This is a genomic window from Methylophaga sp. UBA2012 (assembly GCF_002335235.1).
Classification (GTDB): Bacteria; Pseudomonadota; Gammaproteobacteria; order Nitrosococcales; family Methylophagaceae; genus Methylophaga; species Methylophaga thalassica.
In genome coordinates, this window is sequence record NZ_DDCG01000003.1 from 97,941 (window position 1) to 114,297 (window position 16,357).

A 16,357-nucleotide genomic window follows, 5' to 3' on the forward strand; every position below is an offset into this window, starting at 1 on the left:
CTCCTATACAGACTTAATTACCAAAAAAGTAAAACATGCTGGATAGTTAAGCTTTTGCAGGAACCATGCCCAAACAACAAGATAGCAATAAAATATATTTTTATATAATTATCAATAACTTAAATTAAAAATAAAGCGATAACAATCGATTATGTAACTGTCAATTATCTGACTAGAAATATCACGCGCAACTTTCTTGCTAGAGTCTTATCAAATTATGCTACAGGCTCAATGGTTTGAGTATGATGAAGAATGCCATCAATAGGTTCAGGTTTTCCTAAATGATATCCCTGACCATAATCAACGCCAATGGCTTTTAACTTTTGCCAGATTTTTTCATCCTCAACAAATTCAGCAATAGTTACCAATCCCATAACATGACCGATATCATTAATCGATTTAACCATTTCATAATCAAGTGGGTCGATGTGCATATCTTTCACAAACATTCCATCAATTTTAATACTTTGTACGGGTAAATTTTTCAGATAGGCAAACGATGACAAGCCACTACCAAAGTCATCCAAAGAGAATTTGCAGCCTAACTCCAATAAGCTTTTAATGAAGTAGTGAGCTTGTTTCAAATTACCAATAGCGGCGGTTTCAGTAATTTCAAACTTAATCATTTCCCGACGAAAAGACGCTGAGGATAATTTTGTCTTGATAAAGTCCAACATATCCTCATTACCTAGGCTCGTACCTGAAAGGTTAATAGCTAAGTATTTTAAATGGGGTACGGAAGTGTAATGTTCCTCCAACCATTCAAATACATGGCTTACAACCCATTTATCAATTCGTTCAGACAAATTGTAACGCTCTGCCGAGGATAGAAATGCGCCCGGAGGGAATAATCGACCCGCTCTGTTTCTCAGTCGGACGAGTACTTCATACATGTCCAGTGAGCCTGTTGCAGTGCTAACAATAGGTTGTGCATACAACTCGAATCTATTCTCGGTCAATGCATCCTTTATCTCATTGACCCATTTAAACTCTCCCTTCTGAGTGGTTAACTGCTGATCTTGTTCCTGATAAATGTAAACGCGGTTTCTGCCAGAATTTTTGGCCGCATAGCATGCACTGTCGGCCTGTTTAAGCGCCTCAGTTCTATCTCGAGTGTGGGAGGTCACCATCGTGACACCAATACTGACACCGACAGTAAAAACTTGAGACTCCCAGATAAACTGGAATTGCGATATCAATTCTTTAATTTCATTTGCAATAAACTCGGCTTTTTCCAGCTCACAATCTTCCACAAGAATCGCAAACTCATCACCGCCAAGTCTTGCTAACGTGTCGCTTTTTCGTGTGGAATTACCGAGTAACGATCCTAACTGCCGAAGCAGTTCATCTCCTGCAATATGACCACAGGTATCGTTAATGACTTTAAATTGGTCCAAATCAAGGAAACATAAGGCATGTTCAGTTCCTATTCGCTGAGCATCATTCACCAGCATCGACAACCGTCGCTCAAATTCAGTACGATTAATCAAACCAGTCAAATCATCATGTGTTGCTTGAAATGACAATTTCTTCGCTAGTTTTCTTGACTCGGTGATATCCTCATAAATAGCGACATAATGACTAATCTGTTGTTTGTCATCATAAACTGCTGCGAGATAAAGCTTAACCCAGTAGAGACTGCCATCTTTCCGGCGGTTTTCGATTTCTCCTGACCAGTGCCCATCAGAAGCAACCTGATGCCAGATTTCGTCAAAAAATGCTGAGACCATTTTGTTCGATTTGTAGCTCTCGAGTCTCTGGCCAATCATCTCAGTGGCAGAATAACCTGATACCTGTTCGCATTTTTTGTTTACATACTCAATCGTACCTTTTGCATCCATAATCAGAATAGAATTTGGACTTGACTCTACGGCCCGAGATAACTTGAGCATGTGCGCCTGACTGGCTTGTAATTTTTCATTACTCAGTTGTAACGCTTTGGTTCGCTCTTCAATAAGCTCTTCGCGTTTTATCATTTCATCATTAAGTTGATCTACTAAATACTGATTTTTCTCTTGCAGGTTCAAGCTTCTGATCAGATTGTGGTTCGCCCGCTTCGCCATAGAAAACATCAAGGCATAAAAAGCAATAAAACCAAACATTAGGATGTAAACCAATTTATCAGCTGACGTAGTCTCGATCTGATAAATTGACATACTGGTAAGTAATACTAATTGGGGAAGGGTATACGCCAGAAAAGTAGCGAAATAAGCACTTAGTACAGGCACAGCAGCAGCTATCACAGTGCTGATTAGAATATAGAATAAGGTATTGATTTGAACATCGTCGATAATGACATAAAAAATACTTGCCAACCCCCAAACGATCCCAACACACCCCGTCAGAAAGGTATAGAGAATAATCCATTTTTTTGGCGTAAAACCAAAAATATCATTATGTTTTTTATATAGAAACAGAACTATCAGCCGTATTGAAGACAATAGGCAAATAGTAAGACTCCAGCTAAATAATAGTATTGAGTGGGACTGGACATGATCAAAAAACACGATAAAAACCAGTATGGAGACGCCCATTACTGTGAGATTAGAAAACAACACTTCGTCGTATAAGCGATCAGCTTGTTTTCTTAGTATAACTTGAGCATCCATATCTAGCTTATCTATCCGTAACGTTATGAATACATGAGAATATCATTGATTAGAATCTCATTACTAACCCCATGTCACCGGAATAAACTAAGTAGCAGAAGTTTTTGCTAAATTCGCCATCACTAAACGGAACTCACCCTCATCATAATTCATCATTAATAACGTCAAATAGCATTCCTTAAGCTTAAATCATCTGGATAAGGCTGCAAGTATGCCTGTTTGTTTATGTATGGATCTGGATGATTGTTAAAATGATGCCGTAATAGTGTCACAGGCACTATCAAAGGAATTTGCGCAGTTCTGTATTGTTCAATTATCGTCGCCAGCTCTTGTTTTTCAGAGCTCGAAATTTTTTTCTTCAAGTACCCCTGTAAATGCATCAATACATTTGTGTGGGTTTTTCTTGATGCTAATGTTTTCAGTGTCGTCATTAACTCTGCAAAATAACGCTGACCCAATGCATCTGGTTCATGATTACCCGCATCCGCTAACATACGCCCCAACTCGGCATACTTCGATGGAGAATGTGCCATCAAGGTATATTTATAACGGACATGGAAATCTAAAATGGCTTTTACCGTTAAGCCCTGCTTTTTGAGCTGAAGCCAGTTCGCATAAGCAAAAACACGCGTTACAAAGTTCTCTCTTAGTAAAGGCTCACATAATCGCCCCGACTCTTCCACCGGTAATAAAGGATGTAAATTGGTAAACGCTTTGGCATACAAGCCTCGTCCAGGAGTAGCTGAAGGATAACCATTTTCCTGATAAACCTTTACCCTGAACAAACCACAGCTCGGTGAATTTTTCATAAAGATATATCCACACAAGTCTTGATGTTCTGCTGCTTTTTTTTCTCCAAAAGCCGTCAGTGCATGACTGTAATTTAACGTCTCATCATGAACGGCAACCGCATCCGGGCTCTCAGGGTTACCCACCAAACGTATTGGTTTGCGTGGAATAGTCATGCCTACTCCCACCTCTGGACACTCAGGTACAAAATCAAAATAACGCGATAAACTCTCTGTAGCCAGACGCAAATGTTTATGCGTACCGTCATAACGTACTTCATGACCTAGCAAACAACTACTGATGCCGACTTTAATTTTCATCTCTTCACGTCCATCTCATCTTGTGTAAATTATATTAGCATTGGGATTACTAAAAAATGTGAAGGTCTGGCGAAGATTATTAAGGACATCAATATGCATTATCTAATTACTGGTGGTACAGGACTCATTGGCTCATCACTCTGCCAGCATCTCTTAACATCGGGTAATGATGTCACTGTTCTAAGCCGAGACAGACAAAAAGTCTACAACCTCTTTAGTGACAAGGTAAAAGCCGTAGAATCTCTTGATGAAATCGATCAGAAACATGCTGTAGATATTGTCATTAATCTTGCCGGTGAACCTATTGCGAATAAGAGATGGAGTGAAAAACAAAAAACAATTTTGGAAAAAAGCCGAATCGACTTGACCAGAAATTTAGTCAACTGGATAAAAAGTCTTCAGCAAAAGCCACATACATTAATCAGCGGCTCAGCCGTTGGCTGGTATGGCGATCAGGGTGCTCAACCGTTGACTGAGGATAGCGCTTACAAAAGTGACTATGCTCACGAACTTTGTGAGAAGTGGGAACAAGCCGCATTAGCCGCTGCGGATGATATCAGAGTCTGTATCATTCGCACCGGACTCGTTCTGAGCATGGAAGGTGGTGTTCTTCAACGTATGCTATTACCCTTTAAACTCGGGTTTGGCTGCACGCTCGGAGATGGACACCAGTTTATGCCATGGATTCATATTACTGACATCGTTCAACTTATTATTTATATCAGCCAGAATCCTTCAGCAACAGGGGTATTCAATGCTACAGCTCCTCATCCGGTCACAAATAAAACGTTTACCCACACTCTGGCCGAGCAGCTACATCGCCCCACTTTCCTAAAAGCACCCGAATCAATTTTAAAATTGGCATTAGGTGAAATGTCTCAACTTTTATTAGGGGGGCAAAGAGCGTATCCGGAAAAAGCCAAGGAAATTGGTTATCAATTCCAATATACTGAGCTAGATAATGCTCTCTACAATCTTTTGAATAAACCGTAAACTAATCCTATGACAAAACGTGCCATCTTATTAGCTAACCTTGGTTCTCCTGACGCACCTTCGACAACAGCCGTACGCCGATACCTTAATCAGTTTTTAATGGATCCATATGTGATTCAACTGCCCTGGATACTACGCAGGATGATTGTCAGCCTGTTTGTCTTGCCCACTCGGCCAAAGGCATCAGCAGAAGCCTATCAAAGTGTATGGATGCCTGAAGGTTCTCCGCTAATCGTTTTATCAGAAAAGTTGAAAAATGCACTTCAGGCTAGACTAACAATGCCTGTAGAAATGGCAATGCGTTATGGCAATCCTAGTATTGAACAGCAGCTATTAAAAATTACCGCAGATAAATCGATAGAAGAAGTACTCTATATCCCACTTTACCCGCATTACGCAGACAGCACGGTGACCACATCTATAGAGGAAGCTAAGCGTGTTATCAAAAAACATGGATTAGATATTACGCTGACGATCATCCCCCCCTTTTACGATCACCCTCAATACATAGAAGCTTTAGTGACCAGTGCTCAGCCTTATCTCGAACAACCTTATGACCACGTGGTATTTAGTTATCATGGGTTGCCCGAGTCACATATCACTAAATTGGATAGTTCGGGTTCACACTGTCTAAAACAGAATAATTGCTGCCAGGGCAGTCATCCCGCTCATAAAACCTGCTATCGACATCAGGTCATGAGAACCACTGAATGTTTCGCCTCGCAAGCCGGTTTAGAAAAACAGCGTTATTCCGTCGCATTCCAGTCTAGATTAGGCCGGGCAAAATGGTTAGGACCAAATACAGAAGACACCTTGCGAGATTTAGCTCAACAAGGTGCAAAACATGTCATGGTTTTATGTCCGGCATTTGTCACCGATTGTCTCGAAACATTAGAAGAAATTGCCATTCGTGGCGAAGAAGTCTTTAAAGAAGCCGGCGGCGAGAAATTGACGCTCATTCCATGTATGAATGATGATCCGGCATGGGTAAATGTGCTAGCAGATTGGTGTCAAAATTAGACGCGACCAATTAAAGGTTGTCTGACAACTTGGCTGGTATATTCACCACCGGGTCCGTAAGCGCCAGTTTCGGGATCGCGTCCACGGAGAATAGATAAAGCCCTGACCAAATATTGCCGGTTTACATTGATAATGCCACCGTTTATTTGATTAAACTCCCGGCAAGTTTTTGCCACTTCACGAAGCCGTGATACCTGCATAGACATACGAGTTGCGTCGGCTTCTTCCTGGTTTGCAATAAAGGCCTCTAAACCAGACTTTCCTGCTGGGAAACCGACAGCAGACAGTAACTGCTCACGCTGTCGGGCAAGTTGCTCCAGCTTTAACAGGTACGGCTGTTTGAGTTTGGTTATTTCAGAGACTTTATCAACATCTGAAATTTTTAACGCATCGCGTTCCTGCTTTAACAGGCTTGCAAGTGCAGTACTATTGCTGATTTCAGATTGTAAAATCGTACTCAGCTGCTGCATGGCATTCATTGACATGAGGATGTCCTTTCTACAGGTTACCCTCAAAATCAATCATTTTTCGTGCCAACTGTTGACTGTCCACCTGATAAGTGCCGTTATCAATTGCCGCTTTAATACTATCGACTTTAGTCTGATTCACAGTAGGGACATCAGCTAAGCTTTTTTCTACCTGCGACAGTGTATCGCTTAAACTCACTTTATCACTTTCCGTGTTTGGGCTTGATGTTGTCACTGACGGTGATTTTTCTGCCGTCTCATTGCGTTCACCTACATTTCGTGACGGGGTATATTCCGTCTGAGATGGTGGTTTAATACTATTAATATCAGACATATAAGCTGTCTCCGTTTATCTTATGTTTGTTGTATCGGCAGCAAAGAAAGAAAGTTGAGAATTTTTTACATTGTCACCTGAACAATGCCTGGCGCCTGTACGACACCTTCTACCACCCGGTTTGAAGAATTATTTTTTACTTTAATTTTATCGCCTAAAACGGCATCTTCCATCGCCATGCCATTCATCCTCACTTCCATAGATCCTGCTTGAGCAACAAGTATGACTTGTTCACCTCGCTGAACGACTTTCTGTTGCTTGAGACTACGTGGAGTCAGCGCTGTTCCCATAGCAACGGGATACTTTAACTGTTTACCCAATACCTTGTTAGTTGAAAGTAAAAAACCTTGCCGTAAGTCACTAATATCCTGCATAACAATTTTAACATCGGATGCTTTCAAAGTCTGATTTGCTGACAACGCTTTCGCTGCCACAACGACAGGGCGCATGACTTTGACTTGAACAGCTACGTATACAGTCCACTCTATTGGCGCAAGACAGCGGATGCCGATAGTTCTTTTTCCAACTGTATTAGCATTGGATGTAGAAAAAGCTTCTAAATCACCAGAACAGGCTTGCAGTCGTAAGCGTTTATCCATAGCATCAACAATCACTTGAGGATTGTCGTAATAGGCTTGTGCATCGTTCATGGCAAAAACGTAAGCAGTTTGCTCAATTCCGGCTAAAGCTTGTAAAGATTCGGCATTTACAGAAGGCGTCAAAAAAACGACACTTAGAAAGCATAAAAAAAATCTACGAATCATGCGAGTTTACCTAATATGTGAGGTTAAAAAACTTCTTGATTTCAATGCTGCAAGTTATATGCCTAGACTCAATCGCAAAAACTCAAGACTTGTTAAGCATTGCCGATAGCATCATTAAGTATAGAGGAGTCAACATGAGCAGCATTATTGATGGTGTAGACCAACGTACCAACCTTGCCGGTACGAATCGTCTGGAGTTATTGTTATTTCGTCTAGGCACCGCTCAGCTTTACGGCATTAACGTTTTTAAAGTTCGTGAAGCGATTGCTTGTCCGGCCTTAACCAAGCTTCCACAATCTCATCCTAATATTAAAGGTATGGCCTCTATACGTGGACAAACAGTCAGCATTGTTGATTTATCACAAAGCATCGGACGTCGACCTATACAAGATATGGCAGAGAGTTTTGTCATCCTCGCCGAATATAACCGTTCTGTTCAAGGATTTTTAGTCACCTCTGTTGAACGTATTATTAATATCAGTTGGTCTGATGTATTACCGCCACCAGCAGCATCAGGTGCCAGCAGTTATCTGACTGCTATTACCAAATTTGAAGACAAGTTAGTCCAGATTATTGATGTTGAGCAAGTTTTAGCCGAGGTGATGGGTATTCAGGCTGACGTATCTTCTGAGTTAGTCAATAATTATTCTGAACATAACCAAGAGATACGACAACATATTCTGGTGGTTGATGACTCCAGTGTGGCCAGAAATCAGATTAAACGCACGCTTGAGCAAATTGGCTTAGAAATTACCTTAGCTAAAAATGGTAAGGAAGCTCTGGATATGCTCAAGGCGTGGAAAGCGAATGGTGAAGATATCTATGAAAAAATCGCCTTAATGATATCCGATATCGAAATGCCAGAGATGGATGGTTATACACTGACATCTGAAGTTAGAAATGACCCGGCAATGAAGAGCTTGCCCATTCTATTACATACCTCAATGAGCGGGACATTTAATCAGGCACTGGTTTCAAAAGTCGGTGCAGATAAATTTATCCCTAAATTTTCTGCTGATGAACTAGCGGCAGCAGTACAGTCAATGCTGAAATAAAAAAAGGCTCTTTTCAGAGCCTTTTTTATGCCTAGCGGAGTGGTCCAAAACCATTTAAATCAGCCGGCATTGGGATAACATTATTTTTTTCTGTAACAATATCCGCTTTCGCTCTCATCAGATTAGTCCCTGTAAAACCACTGACACGATATACCCAGTCAGACAGTTTTTTATTTAAGGCTTCAGCTTCAGTTTTGACTTGTTCTTCTGATTTCAGTACATCAAGCGCTTTAATATCATCAGATGCTTCGCTGATCAGTTCCGGCTGATAATCCGCAGATAACGTTGTGTAGTAGAAACCATCAATAAATGACGTTTTGGTGGTTATCACCAAACCGTCAAATGTAATAAATCGCGCAATAACCACGTCCGCGTCGCCCCGATTAAAATCTTTTTTCGGTAACACGTCTTCCATACGCAACTGGTGTAATGATCCCGCTATGTCGTACCCCAACTGAGGATATTTAAATACGGTTTTTTCACCCGACTCAGGTGTGCCAAATTTGTCTTTTTTGCCTAAATTTACCAGCGTAGCAATATCACCATTAGGCTGAATAATTTCCACCCGAGCAATACGTTCACGCGCTAAATCAATAACCTGACTATCAATCCAGTTCAACATCACTGGACTAATCAGCAAGTAGCCTTCGGCTAACCAGCTTTGCTCGTCACCTACACGCCTGACATAAAACTGTTTAGGGCCAGCACTGGCGACAGTCACGTCACGTTGCTTACCTAATAGTAAGCCTGCAATGTCATTATCTCCATGCTTTAACAACACTTTGATCGAATCACCATCAGGCGTTTCAGGCTTAGCACCATCCACGCCCAGCACAGCATATTGCTCTGGATTAGAGGTCTTTTTCTCCATCAGCTTTGCTTCTGATAGATCAATCAACATACGCTTCACTTCATCAAAGTTTGCTGGATAGTTGTAGTGATCAGGAATAAACCAGTCTTCCCCTTCTCGATGCAGTGAAAACTGATCTTCACCACTGCTGAATTGAATATTATCTACCTGACTCAATTCACTGAATAAATCAGGAAACAACAATCCATAATCATCATCATTATCATCAGTTCGATAAATGGTTACTAACATCAGCAATACCATCACGACCGTAATAATGAAAAGAATAGTCAAACTGTTGAATTTTTTTGTCATGTTATAAACCTATTATCGAGTCGACTAAAACAGCATCGTTATTGCTGGCTACGTGCTTTATTGCGTTTCCGAATACGCATCCAGCCAGTGAAAACCGCTAATAATCCGACTAATATCGGTACCAAACCTATATTGAAAAACTTCAGCTGTGCATCAAGTTTATCAATATCTTTACGCAAGTTAGCCTGTACATCACGAAGTTGTTGCTGAGTCTTATTGGCGGTCAGACGGAATTCAGCAATTTCCTTTTGTTGCTCAGGAGATAATATTTGTTGTCCTGAACCACTACGCTGGACTTGCATACGGGCGATACGTTGCTGCGTTTCTTTCAGCTTGTTCTGTAATTCACGCTCTTTGGTACGGAAGCGTTTTTCGGCATCACGTTGCAGCTCAATTACCTTGTAAAAAGGTCTGGAAAAACCTGCTCGGGAACGGATACTGATTAACCCTTCACTGCCTGTCATATCCTCAATAGCATTAATCAGAAAATCAATGTTATTTGATGTATTAAAGGCTAATTGCTTGCCATAAAAGTCCTGAGTTTCGACCCAAAAACGATCATCCAGCATATCGACATCAGCAATGGCGATAACATCAATATCACCCTTAGCTTTATCTAAATGGCCTGGCATTTTTTTCAACTCACCAGACACCGTTTTCGCGCCATCAGGGAACGCTGTTTTTACCTCGCCTTGGGCGCGGATAGCCATTGGATAACTAATTGTCCCCGGTTGATATTTGGTCAACAGGGCAACAGGATCATTACGGAATTGAACCACCCGCTTATCCACCAGCATCGCTTCGTTGCTTGATGAGAATAAAGGCGTAATTTTTGTGGTATGACCATCCAGAATCTCAAAACGCCCTGGAGTGGCAACATTCAATTGACGTAAAGCTGAGGTGATACGCTCATCTTTATTAAAGTTGCCTTTGGTCAACTTCTGCCAGAGTACATAATCGATGGGCTGATAATCTGTCTTAGCACCAAAATCCACTTTCGTTGCGGTTTTACGATCCGCTACGACATCTGTATTGGAACGCTTAAAGCCCCATGCCTCAAATAATTCATCCATATTTGAGCTGCGAGGCGCCAACATGGCACTCATTGGATTGTCCGGATCCTTTTTCGGCTTATCGACTTCTGCGTAAGGGTCAACAAAGGTAATCAACTTACCACCAGCCAACACGTACTGATCGATCGCATAGAGTGTACTTTCAGACAGCTCTTTGGGATGAATCACCACTAATGCATCCATACTTGAGGGAATACGGCGAACGTCGGTAGGTAGCATAGAGACATTAAACATCTGACGTAACTCAGCCATCATGGCCCAAGGTTTGGCACCATCAGCAGAGGCGACTTCACCTTTTAAAGGATCGTACTGCTCACCATCAACTTCCAGAGAGCTAATCACACCCACCGTTTTTCTGTTGTTGTTAGACAGTTTGTATATCAATTTTGTCAGATCATATTCCAGCGTATCTTCTTTTTCTGGCTGAAAGAAAGGAATCGTCTCAACACCATCTACTTCATTGGTACCTGCCAAACCAAAATATAATGGATCTGATTCGCCATCAATCGGCACAGACTGCAAACCATATTGATCAGCACGCTGTTCATCAGATGAAAAAGGTTCAGGGTTCATCACAAACAAACGAATCTTGCCATTCGAAGCTCGTTGATATTCAAGCAATAGTTCCTGCACACGTTGTGCATAGGACTTCAAACTAGGCAACGCCTGAGCTGCTTTTTCTGTGTAGTAAAAACGCAGACTAATCGGCTCTTTCATCGATTTGAGAATGTTAACCGTGCCATCGGATAAGGTGTAAAGATTATCCTCAGTCAAATCAACACGTGCTGATTTGAAGTTGCCATTGACCACAATATTGAATGATACAAACAGAATGATGGCCAGAATCAGACCTGTTGCAGATAATAGTTGTTTATTCATCGTCGCACTTCTCTCCTAGTCAGCCTTACGAGCATTGACGATAAGGGCGTTAGCAAACAGCCAGATAACGATTAATGAAATGAAATACATCATATCTCGCATATCAATTACGCCTTTGCTGATAGCGTCAAAATGGGTCAAGAAACTAAACGAGCTCACTGTTTCCACTAATGTCTTAGGTGCCCAGCCGCTGAAAAAGTCAATGACGATACCATAGCCGCTAAGTACAAATACCAAGCTAATAATCAGGCTAATCACAAAGGCAATCACCTGATTTTTGGTAATCGCTGAGATACATGAGCCAATGGCCAGAAAACCGCCGGCCATTAATAAACTGCCTAAGAAACTCGCCACAATGACACCATTATCAGGATTACCCAGATAATTCACGGTAATCCACAATGGAAAATTCAAAAACAACGCTAAGCCAGTAAACGCCCAGGCCGCGAGGAATTTACCAATAACGGCTTCAAAAACAGAAACAGGTAAGGTCATCAATAACTCAATTGAGCCACTCTTACGTTCTTCGGCCCATAAACGCATTGATATGGCCGGAATCAACAAAATGTACAACCATGGATGCATGGAGAAGAAAGGATAAAGGTCGGCTTCACCGCGTTCGAAAAAGTTACCAACATAGAATGTTGAAAAGCCGGTTAACAACAAGAAAATGATAATGAAAACATAAGCCACCGGTGTAGCAAAATAGCCATTAAACTCACGTTTCATAATGAACCAGATATTACGCATATTCATCAGTTTTTGGCTCCCGTACTAGGCATGGTAATACTACGGAAAACTTCATCCAGGCGACCTGCTTCCGCATGCAAGGCATCAATGCTCCAGCCATTCTCACGAATTTTCTCTGATAAGTCGGCGGTAATTTGCTGTCCATCTTTTGGATAGACTCTGAAGCCAGCCCCTTCCACAGGTTCAACTTGAGCAACAAACGGCAATGAGTTCAAGAAGGTCTCGAATGCCTTTTGTTCGACATTAGCGACATTGACCACAACGGCATGGTAATAACGTGATTTTGATTCCAGTTGTTGAGGTGTGCCGTCAAACTTCACTTTACCGTTAGCAATAACGACGTTACGCGTACACAGAGCGTGTACTTCTTCGAGAATATGGGTAGAGATGATAATGGCTTTATCTTCCGCCATTTCGTTAATTAATGTTCTGACTTCGTGTTTTTGATTCGGATCGAGACCATCTGTAGGTTCATCAAGAATTAACACGGGCGGATTATGCAAAATAGACTGAGCCAGACCAACACGACGCTTGTACCCTTTCGACAGGGTTTCAATCGGTTGATACATGACATTGGTAATTCTTGCCCGCTCAGCTGCACTGTCGACAGCACGACGTCTGTCAGCCCCTTTAATACCTCGAATCTCAGCAATAAACTTCAGGAAACTATCCGGCGTCATATCCGCGTAAGCCGGTGCCCCCTCAGGAAGATATCCTAAATGTGCTTTCACCGAAATAGGGTCTGTCAGCACGTCATAACCACAAACTCGTACCGTACCTCTTGTCGGTGTCAAAAACCCGGTAATCATTTTCATCGTCGTTGATTTGCCGGCACCATTCGGGCCTAAAAACCCTAGCACTTCGCCTTTACTGACAGAAAATGACACACCATCAACGGCTTTGATCGCACCAAAATATTTGGCCAGATCATCGATCTCAATTCTCAATGTCATAACAAAAGCGTCCCCCGCTTCCTAATCATTTTTGCAAACCTGTCATTATTCTGAGGTGAGGCAATTTAAGTCAAGCTTGAATTGTCTTTCATCAACCCCATTGTCTTAAAGATTCATAGCGCATAAGCTGTCACATAACACTCCCACTTATTCAGATATGAGATGTCAATGAAACGCTTAACACATAAAATCCGTGATTTCGGCTGGTCAGTCAGCGACAGTTTTGCCGATACCACAACTCGTCAACGTATCATTAAGACCACCAGCATCATCATAGGTGTGATTGCATCCATTATGGTCATTCTGATGGTGTGGTGGAGCATCGCCCCCAGTGAATTTGACCCCACTGAAAATGCCCGAATTATGGCATCTCAACAGCAACAACAACTGGTAACCGGTTATACATCCACAGCGACACTCATCACACTCGCTGAAAAGCTACTGGATAAACCGGGTGGCTACTTGAGCAATGATGTCATGCCACCATCCGTGTGGATGGACAATATCCCTCGCTGGGAGTTCGGTGTGCTGGTGCAGATTCGTGATTTTGCTCGGGTCTTGCGCAATGACATCAGTCGTTCACAATCACAATCACGAGAAGATGAGGATCTGGCGATTGCTGAACCTCAGTTTAACTTTAATTCCAACTCCTGGTTATTCCCGCCCACTGAACGTGAATACCGTGCAGGCATTAAGTCTCTTAAATCCTACTTAGCGAGATTGAGCAGTAATCAGGATGATGCTCAATTTTATGCCAGGGCCGATAACTTAGTCGCCTGGTTATCCGTGGCAGAAAAACGTCTTGGTAGCTTGTCACAGCGCTTAACCGCCAGTGTAGGTCAGGTCCGAATTAATACTGACTTAGCCGGTGATGCTGAGGCGCTGCAATCAACCCCTTTAGCAGATGAAGTGGTGACAAAAACGCCTTGGAATAAAATCGACGACGTATTCTACGAAGCGCGAGGAACAACCTATGCCCTCATCCATTTATTGAAAGCCGTCGAATATGATTTTTCTGATGTCTTAAGGAAGAAAAACGCTCTAGTCAGCCTTCGTCAGATCATTCGCGAACTGGAAGCCACACAGGAGCCGGTGTTAAGTCCGGTCATTTTGAATGGGAATGGGTTTGGCTTATTCGCTAATCATTCATTAGTGATGGCTTCTTACGTGTCTCGGGCCAATGCAGCTTTGATCGATTTAAGAGATCTGTTAAATCGAGGATAAATCCTACAAAAGAAGGGTATTTGACTTATATATCAGGGCAAATCACCCAACCAGGTCAGAAAATAACATCTTATTATTGAATTATCCGGCCCCGGAACAGGGGCTGGAAGTTCAGATTTAATGGAGATGTTCATGTTGTTTCAACTTAAATCAATTAAGCCAGTTTTGCTTTCAGCAACACTGCTGCTTATTTCAGCACCATCAGTTTTTGCTGATGACAAACCTTACACCGTAACGAATGGCAATGAACTTGATGCCTCAAGCTATGCTGGCTTCAAACTGTATAGAAACTTCTGCGCCCGCTGTCATGGCACCTATGGTCAAGGTATGGTTGGGCCTAACTTAGCGGAAAGCCTGAAGGTAATTTCCAAAGACGAATTTTTTAATACGGTAGAGCATGGAAAAACGGGCACTATCGGCAGCATGCCGGCCTGGTCATCAAATGCAAAAGTCATGAAAGGCAGAGAAGACATTTATAACTATCTTAAAGCCAGAGCAGACGGCGCAATTGGCGAAGTAAAACCTAAAAAAGCCAATTAAAACCAGAAACAGCATTGAGGGCTGTAAACAGCCCTCAATAGTTAAGTTATCTTAGAACGCCCATTGGCTTCGAACCTGAAATACGGATGGTTCATCATTATCATTCGGCCCACCATCGACTTCCAGCACATCCACATAGTTAGCAGAGAAACGTAATGTTGGTGTTGGATACCAGTTCACACCATACGTCATTGCATCCGCTTCCCCACCATCAATACCGGCATCACTTAAATCAAGCGAGCTATAGCGCAAGGCCAGCTCCCAAGCACCATAACCACCTTCACCGACAATCGAGCTTGGTTTCACGCCACCCATCACACCATTTTTGTATTGGCGGGTCTCGCCGGTCAGGATATAACCCGCTTGCAGATACCAGCCATCAAAGTCGGCATCTTTACCATTATTACGATTCACCTTTGTGGTGATATATTCACCCTGGACAGAGTATGGCCCGTGACCAGCAGCCAGTTCAGCACCGATATTGTAATAATCTGTGACTGAAGTAATATCTCTGGTATCAATAATGCTCACACCAGATACATGTGATTCAGCCTCACTATCGAACCCCACTTCACCACTATCGCCGGTATCACGATAGTTAACACCAAGACCTAAATGCACAAAATGAACGCCATCGTTAATCGGAGCCCAGGTGCCACGAGCAGTTGCCCCCCAGCCTTCATCATCTTGACCATCGTTATTACCTTTATTAGTGATGGAATCACCGAAGATGCCTGTCGCCCATGACCAGTGCGTTGTTTCATTACTCGCCATGATTCCCATCTTTCTTCCTGAAGAAAAAGCGTTAGGCAGCGCGCGTTCCATAAATAATGTGTTATTTGCACTGGTCAGATAATCTAAGCTGAACGGTGTTTTAAAATTACCGACAGTGATATCCATTGGCTCAAAGCCTGTATAGGCTAGGTAAGCATCCGTTATCCCCCTGCCATTTGACCCGGTACTGGCAAAATCATATTCGAGCTTAAAGTCCCAAACGTTATACATTGTGCCCGAATAAGAAATCCTGGCACGGCGAAATTCTGAACCATCCCCCATTTCAGGCTGACCGCTATAGCTTGCTGCATCAGCTTGTAAGCGACCACCTAACTTACTTTCAAACTTACCGTCACGGGTCTTAACACCAATCCCTCCCTTGACGGTGACTTCAACATCTGAAGGCTTGGTCGCTTCAGCGAGTTTGGCATCGACTTGTTGTTTTTCTTCTTTTGCCTGAGCCTGATTTTGTTTTAATTCCGCCATGAGCCGACCATATTGGTCATCATTGACCATACCATTCTCATGCAGCATATTAATGAGAGTTTCAATTTCAGACCCCGCATAGGCAGGACCCGATAATGCAGCCAGAATACCAGCAGCCAAAAGGCTTCTTTTTATTGTCATGTTCTTCTCCTTGTCTGAATT

Annotated in this window: 15 protein-coding genes; 5 read left to right on the forward strand and 10 right to left on the reverse strand. The window is 42.4% G+C overall.

The features are described 5' to 3' along the window. Nucleotides 1–215 precede the first annotated feature (215 nt). Complete coding sequence (locus tag B2248_RS03655) at nt 216–2,609, reverse strand: bifunctional diguanylate cyclase/phosphodiesterase (RefSeq protein WP_273178765.1); 2,394 nt, start codon at nt 2,607–2,609, stop codon at nt 216–218. 164 nt (nt 2,610–2,773) lie between these two features. Further along, the gene (locus B2248_RS03660) at nt 2,774–3,718 is read right to left on the reverse strand and encodes a DUF523 and DUF1722 domain-containing protein (protein WP_273178763.1); all 945 of its coding nucleotides are present in this window, start codon (nt 3,716–3,718) and stop codon (nt 2,774–2,776) included. Nucleotides 3,719–3,811: 93 nt separating this feature from the next. Between B2248_RS03660 and B2248_RS03665 the strand changes: the two genes are divergently transcribed. Next, nucleotides 3,812–4,711: a TIGR01777 family oxidoreductase gene (locus B2248_RS03665; RefSeq protein WP_273178761.1), complete on the forward strand. Its 900-nt coding sequence runs from the start codon at nt 3,812–3,814 to the stop codon at nt 4,709–4,711. Nucleotides 4,712–4,720: 9 nt separating this feature from the next. Continuing rightward, the gene (gene hemH, locus B2248_RS03670) at nt 4,721–5,731 is read left to right on the forward strand and encodes a ferrochelatase (protein WP_273178759.1); all 1,011 of its coding nucleotides are present in this window, start codon (nt 4,721–4,723) and stop codon (nt 5,729–5,731) included. Here hemH and B2248_RS03675 read toward each other — a convergent pair. The 3 genes from B2248_RS03675 to flgA all read right to left on the reverse strand — a co-directional run bounded on the left by B2248_RS03675 (nt 5,728) and on the right by flgA (nt 7,296). Next, complete coding sequence (locus B2248_RS03675; RefSeq protein ID WP_007146881.1) at nt 5,728–6,216, reverse strand: flagella synthesis protein FlgN; 489 nt, start codon at nt 6,214–6,216, stop codon at nt 5,728–5,730. The two genes, hemH and B2248_RS03675, sit on opposite strands and share 4 nt — an antisense overlap. A 13-nt stretch (nt 6,217–6,229) precedes the next feature. Beyond that, complete coding sequence (flgM, locus tag B2248_RS03680; protein ID WP_273178758.1) at nt 6,230–6,532, reverse strand: flagellar biosynthesis anti-sigma factor FlgM; 303 nt, start codon at nt 6,530–6,532, stop codon at nt 6,230–6,232. Nucleotides 6,533–6,597: 65 nt separating this feature from the next. Next, nucleotides 6,598–7,296, reverse strand: a complete 699-nt coding sequence (flgA, locus tag B2248_RS03685; protein WP_273178757.1) for a flagellar basal body P-ring formation chaperone FlgA — start codon at nt 7,294–7,296, stop codon at nt 6,598–6,600. A 134-nt stretch (nt 7,297–7,430) separates the two neighbouring features. Here flgA and B2248_RS03690 point away from each other — a divergent pair, with 134 nt between their 5' ends. After that, nucleotides 7,431–8,351 (forward strand): chemotaxis protein CheV, encoded by a 921-nt coding sequence (locus B2248_RS03690; protein ID WP_007146884.1) that lies wholly within the window; start codon nt 7,431–7,433, stop codon nt 8,349–8,351. 31 nt (nt 8,352–8,382) lie between these two features. Here B2248_RS03690 and B2248_RS03695 read toward each other — a convergent pair whose 3' ends face one another. From B2248_RS03695 to B2248_RS03710, 4 genes are read right to left on the reverse strand one after another with little or no spacing between them, the layout of a single operon-like run. Beyond that, complete coding sequence (locus B2248_RS03695; RefSeq protein ID WP_273178755.1) at nt 8,383–9,516, reverse strand: DUF4340 domain-containing protein; 1,134 nt, start codon at nt 9,514–9,516, stop codon at nt 8,383–8,385. Nucleotides 9,517–9,554: 38 nt separating this feature from the next. After that, a complete protein-coding gene (locus tag B2248_RS03700) occupies nt 9,555–11,468 on the reverse strand; it encodes a Gldg family protein (protein ID WP_273178753.1) in 1,914 nt (637 codons plus the stop codon). A 15-nt stretch (nt 11,469–11,483) separates the two neighbouring features. Then, nucleotides 11,484–12,224, reverse strand: a complete 741-nt coding sequence (locus B2248_RS03705) for an ABC transporter permease subunit (RefSeq protein WP_007146887.1) — start codon at nt 12,222–12,224, stop codon at nt 11,484–11,486. Further along, complete coding sequence (locus tag B2248_RS03710) at nt 12,224–13,171, reverse strand: ABC transporter ATP-binding protein (protein WP_007146888.1); 948 nt, start codon at nt 13,169–13,171, stop codon at nt 12,224–12,226. The genes B2248_RS03705 and B2248_RS03710 overlap by 1 nt, the downstream gene beginning before the upstream one ends. Nucleotides 13,172–13,339: 168 nt before the next feature. Between B2248_RS03710 and B2248_RS03715 the strand changes: the two genes are divergently transcribed. Further along, a complete protein-coding gene (locus tag B2248_RS03715) occupies nt 13,340–14,395 on the forward strand; it encodes a DUF2333 family protein (protein ID WP_273178750.1) in 1,056 nt (351 codons plus the stop codon). A 132-nt stretch (nt 14,396–14,527) separates the two neighbouring features. Further along, on the forward strand, nt 14,528–14,935 hold the full coding sequence (locus tag B2248_RS03720; protein ID WP_007146890.1) for a c-type cytochrome: 408 nt from the start codon (nt 14,528–14,530) through the stop codon (nt 14,933–14,935). Nucleotides 14,936–14,986: 51 nt separating this feature from the next. Here the strand turns inward: B2248_RS03720 and B2248_RS03725 are convergent, their stop codons facing one another. Then, on the reverse strand, nt 14,987–16,336 hold the full coding sequence (locus B2248_RS03725) for an OprO/OprP family phosphate-selective porin (protein ID WP_273178748.1): 1,350 nt from the start codon (nt 16,334–16,336) through the stop codon (nt 14,987–14,989). Between the last annotated feature and the right edge of the window lie 21 nt (nt 16,337–16,357).

Excerpts from the sequence above, each read along its gene's own strand:
- B2248_RS03655 (WP_273178765.1), bottom strand. The coding sequence starts at position 2,609 with ATGGATGCTCAAGTTATACTAAGAAAACAAGCTGATCGCTTATACGAC.
- B2248_RS03660 (WP_273178763.1), bottom strand. The coding sequence starts at position 3,718 with ATGAAAATTAAAGTCGGCATCAGTAGTTGTTTGCTAGGTCATGAAGTA.
- B2248_RS03665 (WP_273178761.1), top strand. The coding sequence starts at position 3,812 with ATGCATTATCTAATTACTGGTGGTACAGGACTCATTGGCTCATCACTC.
- hemH (WP_273178759.1), top strand. The coding sequence starts at position 4,721 with ATGACAAAACGTGCCATCTTATTAGCTAACCTTGGTTCTCCTGACGCA.
- B2248_RS03675 (WP_007146881.1), bottom strand. The coding sequence starts at position 6,216 with ATGTCAATGAATGCCATGCAGCAGCTGAGTACGATTTTACAATCTGAA.
- flgM (WP_273178758.1), bottom strand. The coding sequence starts at position 6,532 with ATGTCTGATATTAATAGTATTAAACCACCATCTCAGACGGAATATACC.
- flgA (WP_273178757.1), bottom strand. The coding sequence starts at position 7,296 with ATGATTCGTAGATTTTTTTTATGCTTTCTAAGTGTCGTTTTTTTGACG.
- B2248_RS03690 (WP_007146884.1), top strand. The coding sequence starts at position 7,431 with ATGAGCAGCATTATTGATGGTGTAGACCAACGTACCAACCTTGCCGGT.
- B2248_RS03695 (WP_273178755.1), bottom strand. The coding sequence starts at position 9,516 with ATGACAAAAAAATTCAACAGTTTGACTATTCTTTTCATTATTACGGTC.
- B2248_RS03700 (WP_273178753.1), bottom strand. The coding sequence starts at position 11,468 with ATGAATAAACAACTATTATCTGCAACAGGTCTGATTCTGGCCATCATT.
- B2248_RS03705 (WP_007146887.1), bottom strand. The coding sequence starts at position 12,224 with ATGAATATGCGTAATATCTGGTTCATTATGAAACGTGAGTTTAATGGC.
- B2248_RS03710 (WP_007146888.1), bottom strand. The coding sequence starts at position 13,171 with ATGACATTGAGAATTGAGATCGATGATCTGGCCAAATATTTTGGTGCG.
- B2248_RS03715 (WP_273178750.1), top strand. The coding sequence starts at position 13,340 with ATGAAACGCTTAACACATAAAATCCGTGATTTCGGCTGGTCAGTCAGC.
- B2248_RS03720 (WP_007146890.1), top strand. The coding sequence starts at position 14,528 with ATGTTGTTTCAACTTAAATCAATTAAGCCAGTTTTGCTTTCAGCAACA.
- B2248_RS03725 (WP_273178748.1), bottom strand. The coding sequence starts at position 16,336 with ATGACAATAAAAAGAAGCCTTTTGGCTGCTGGTATTCTGGCTGCATTA.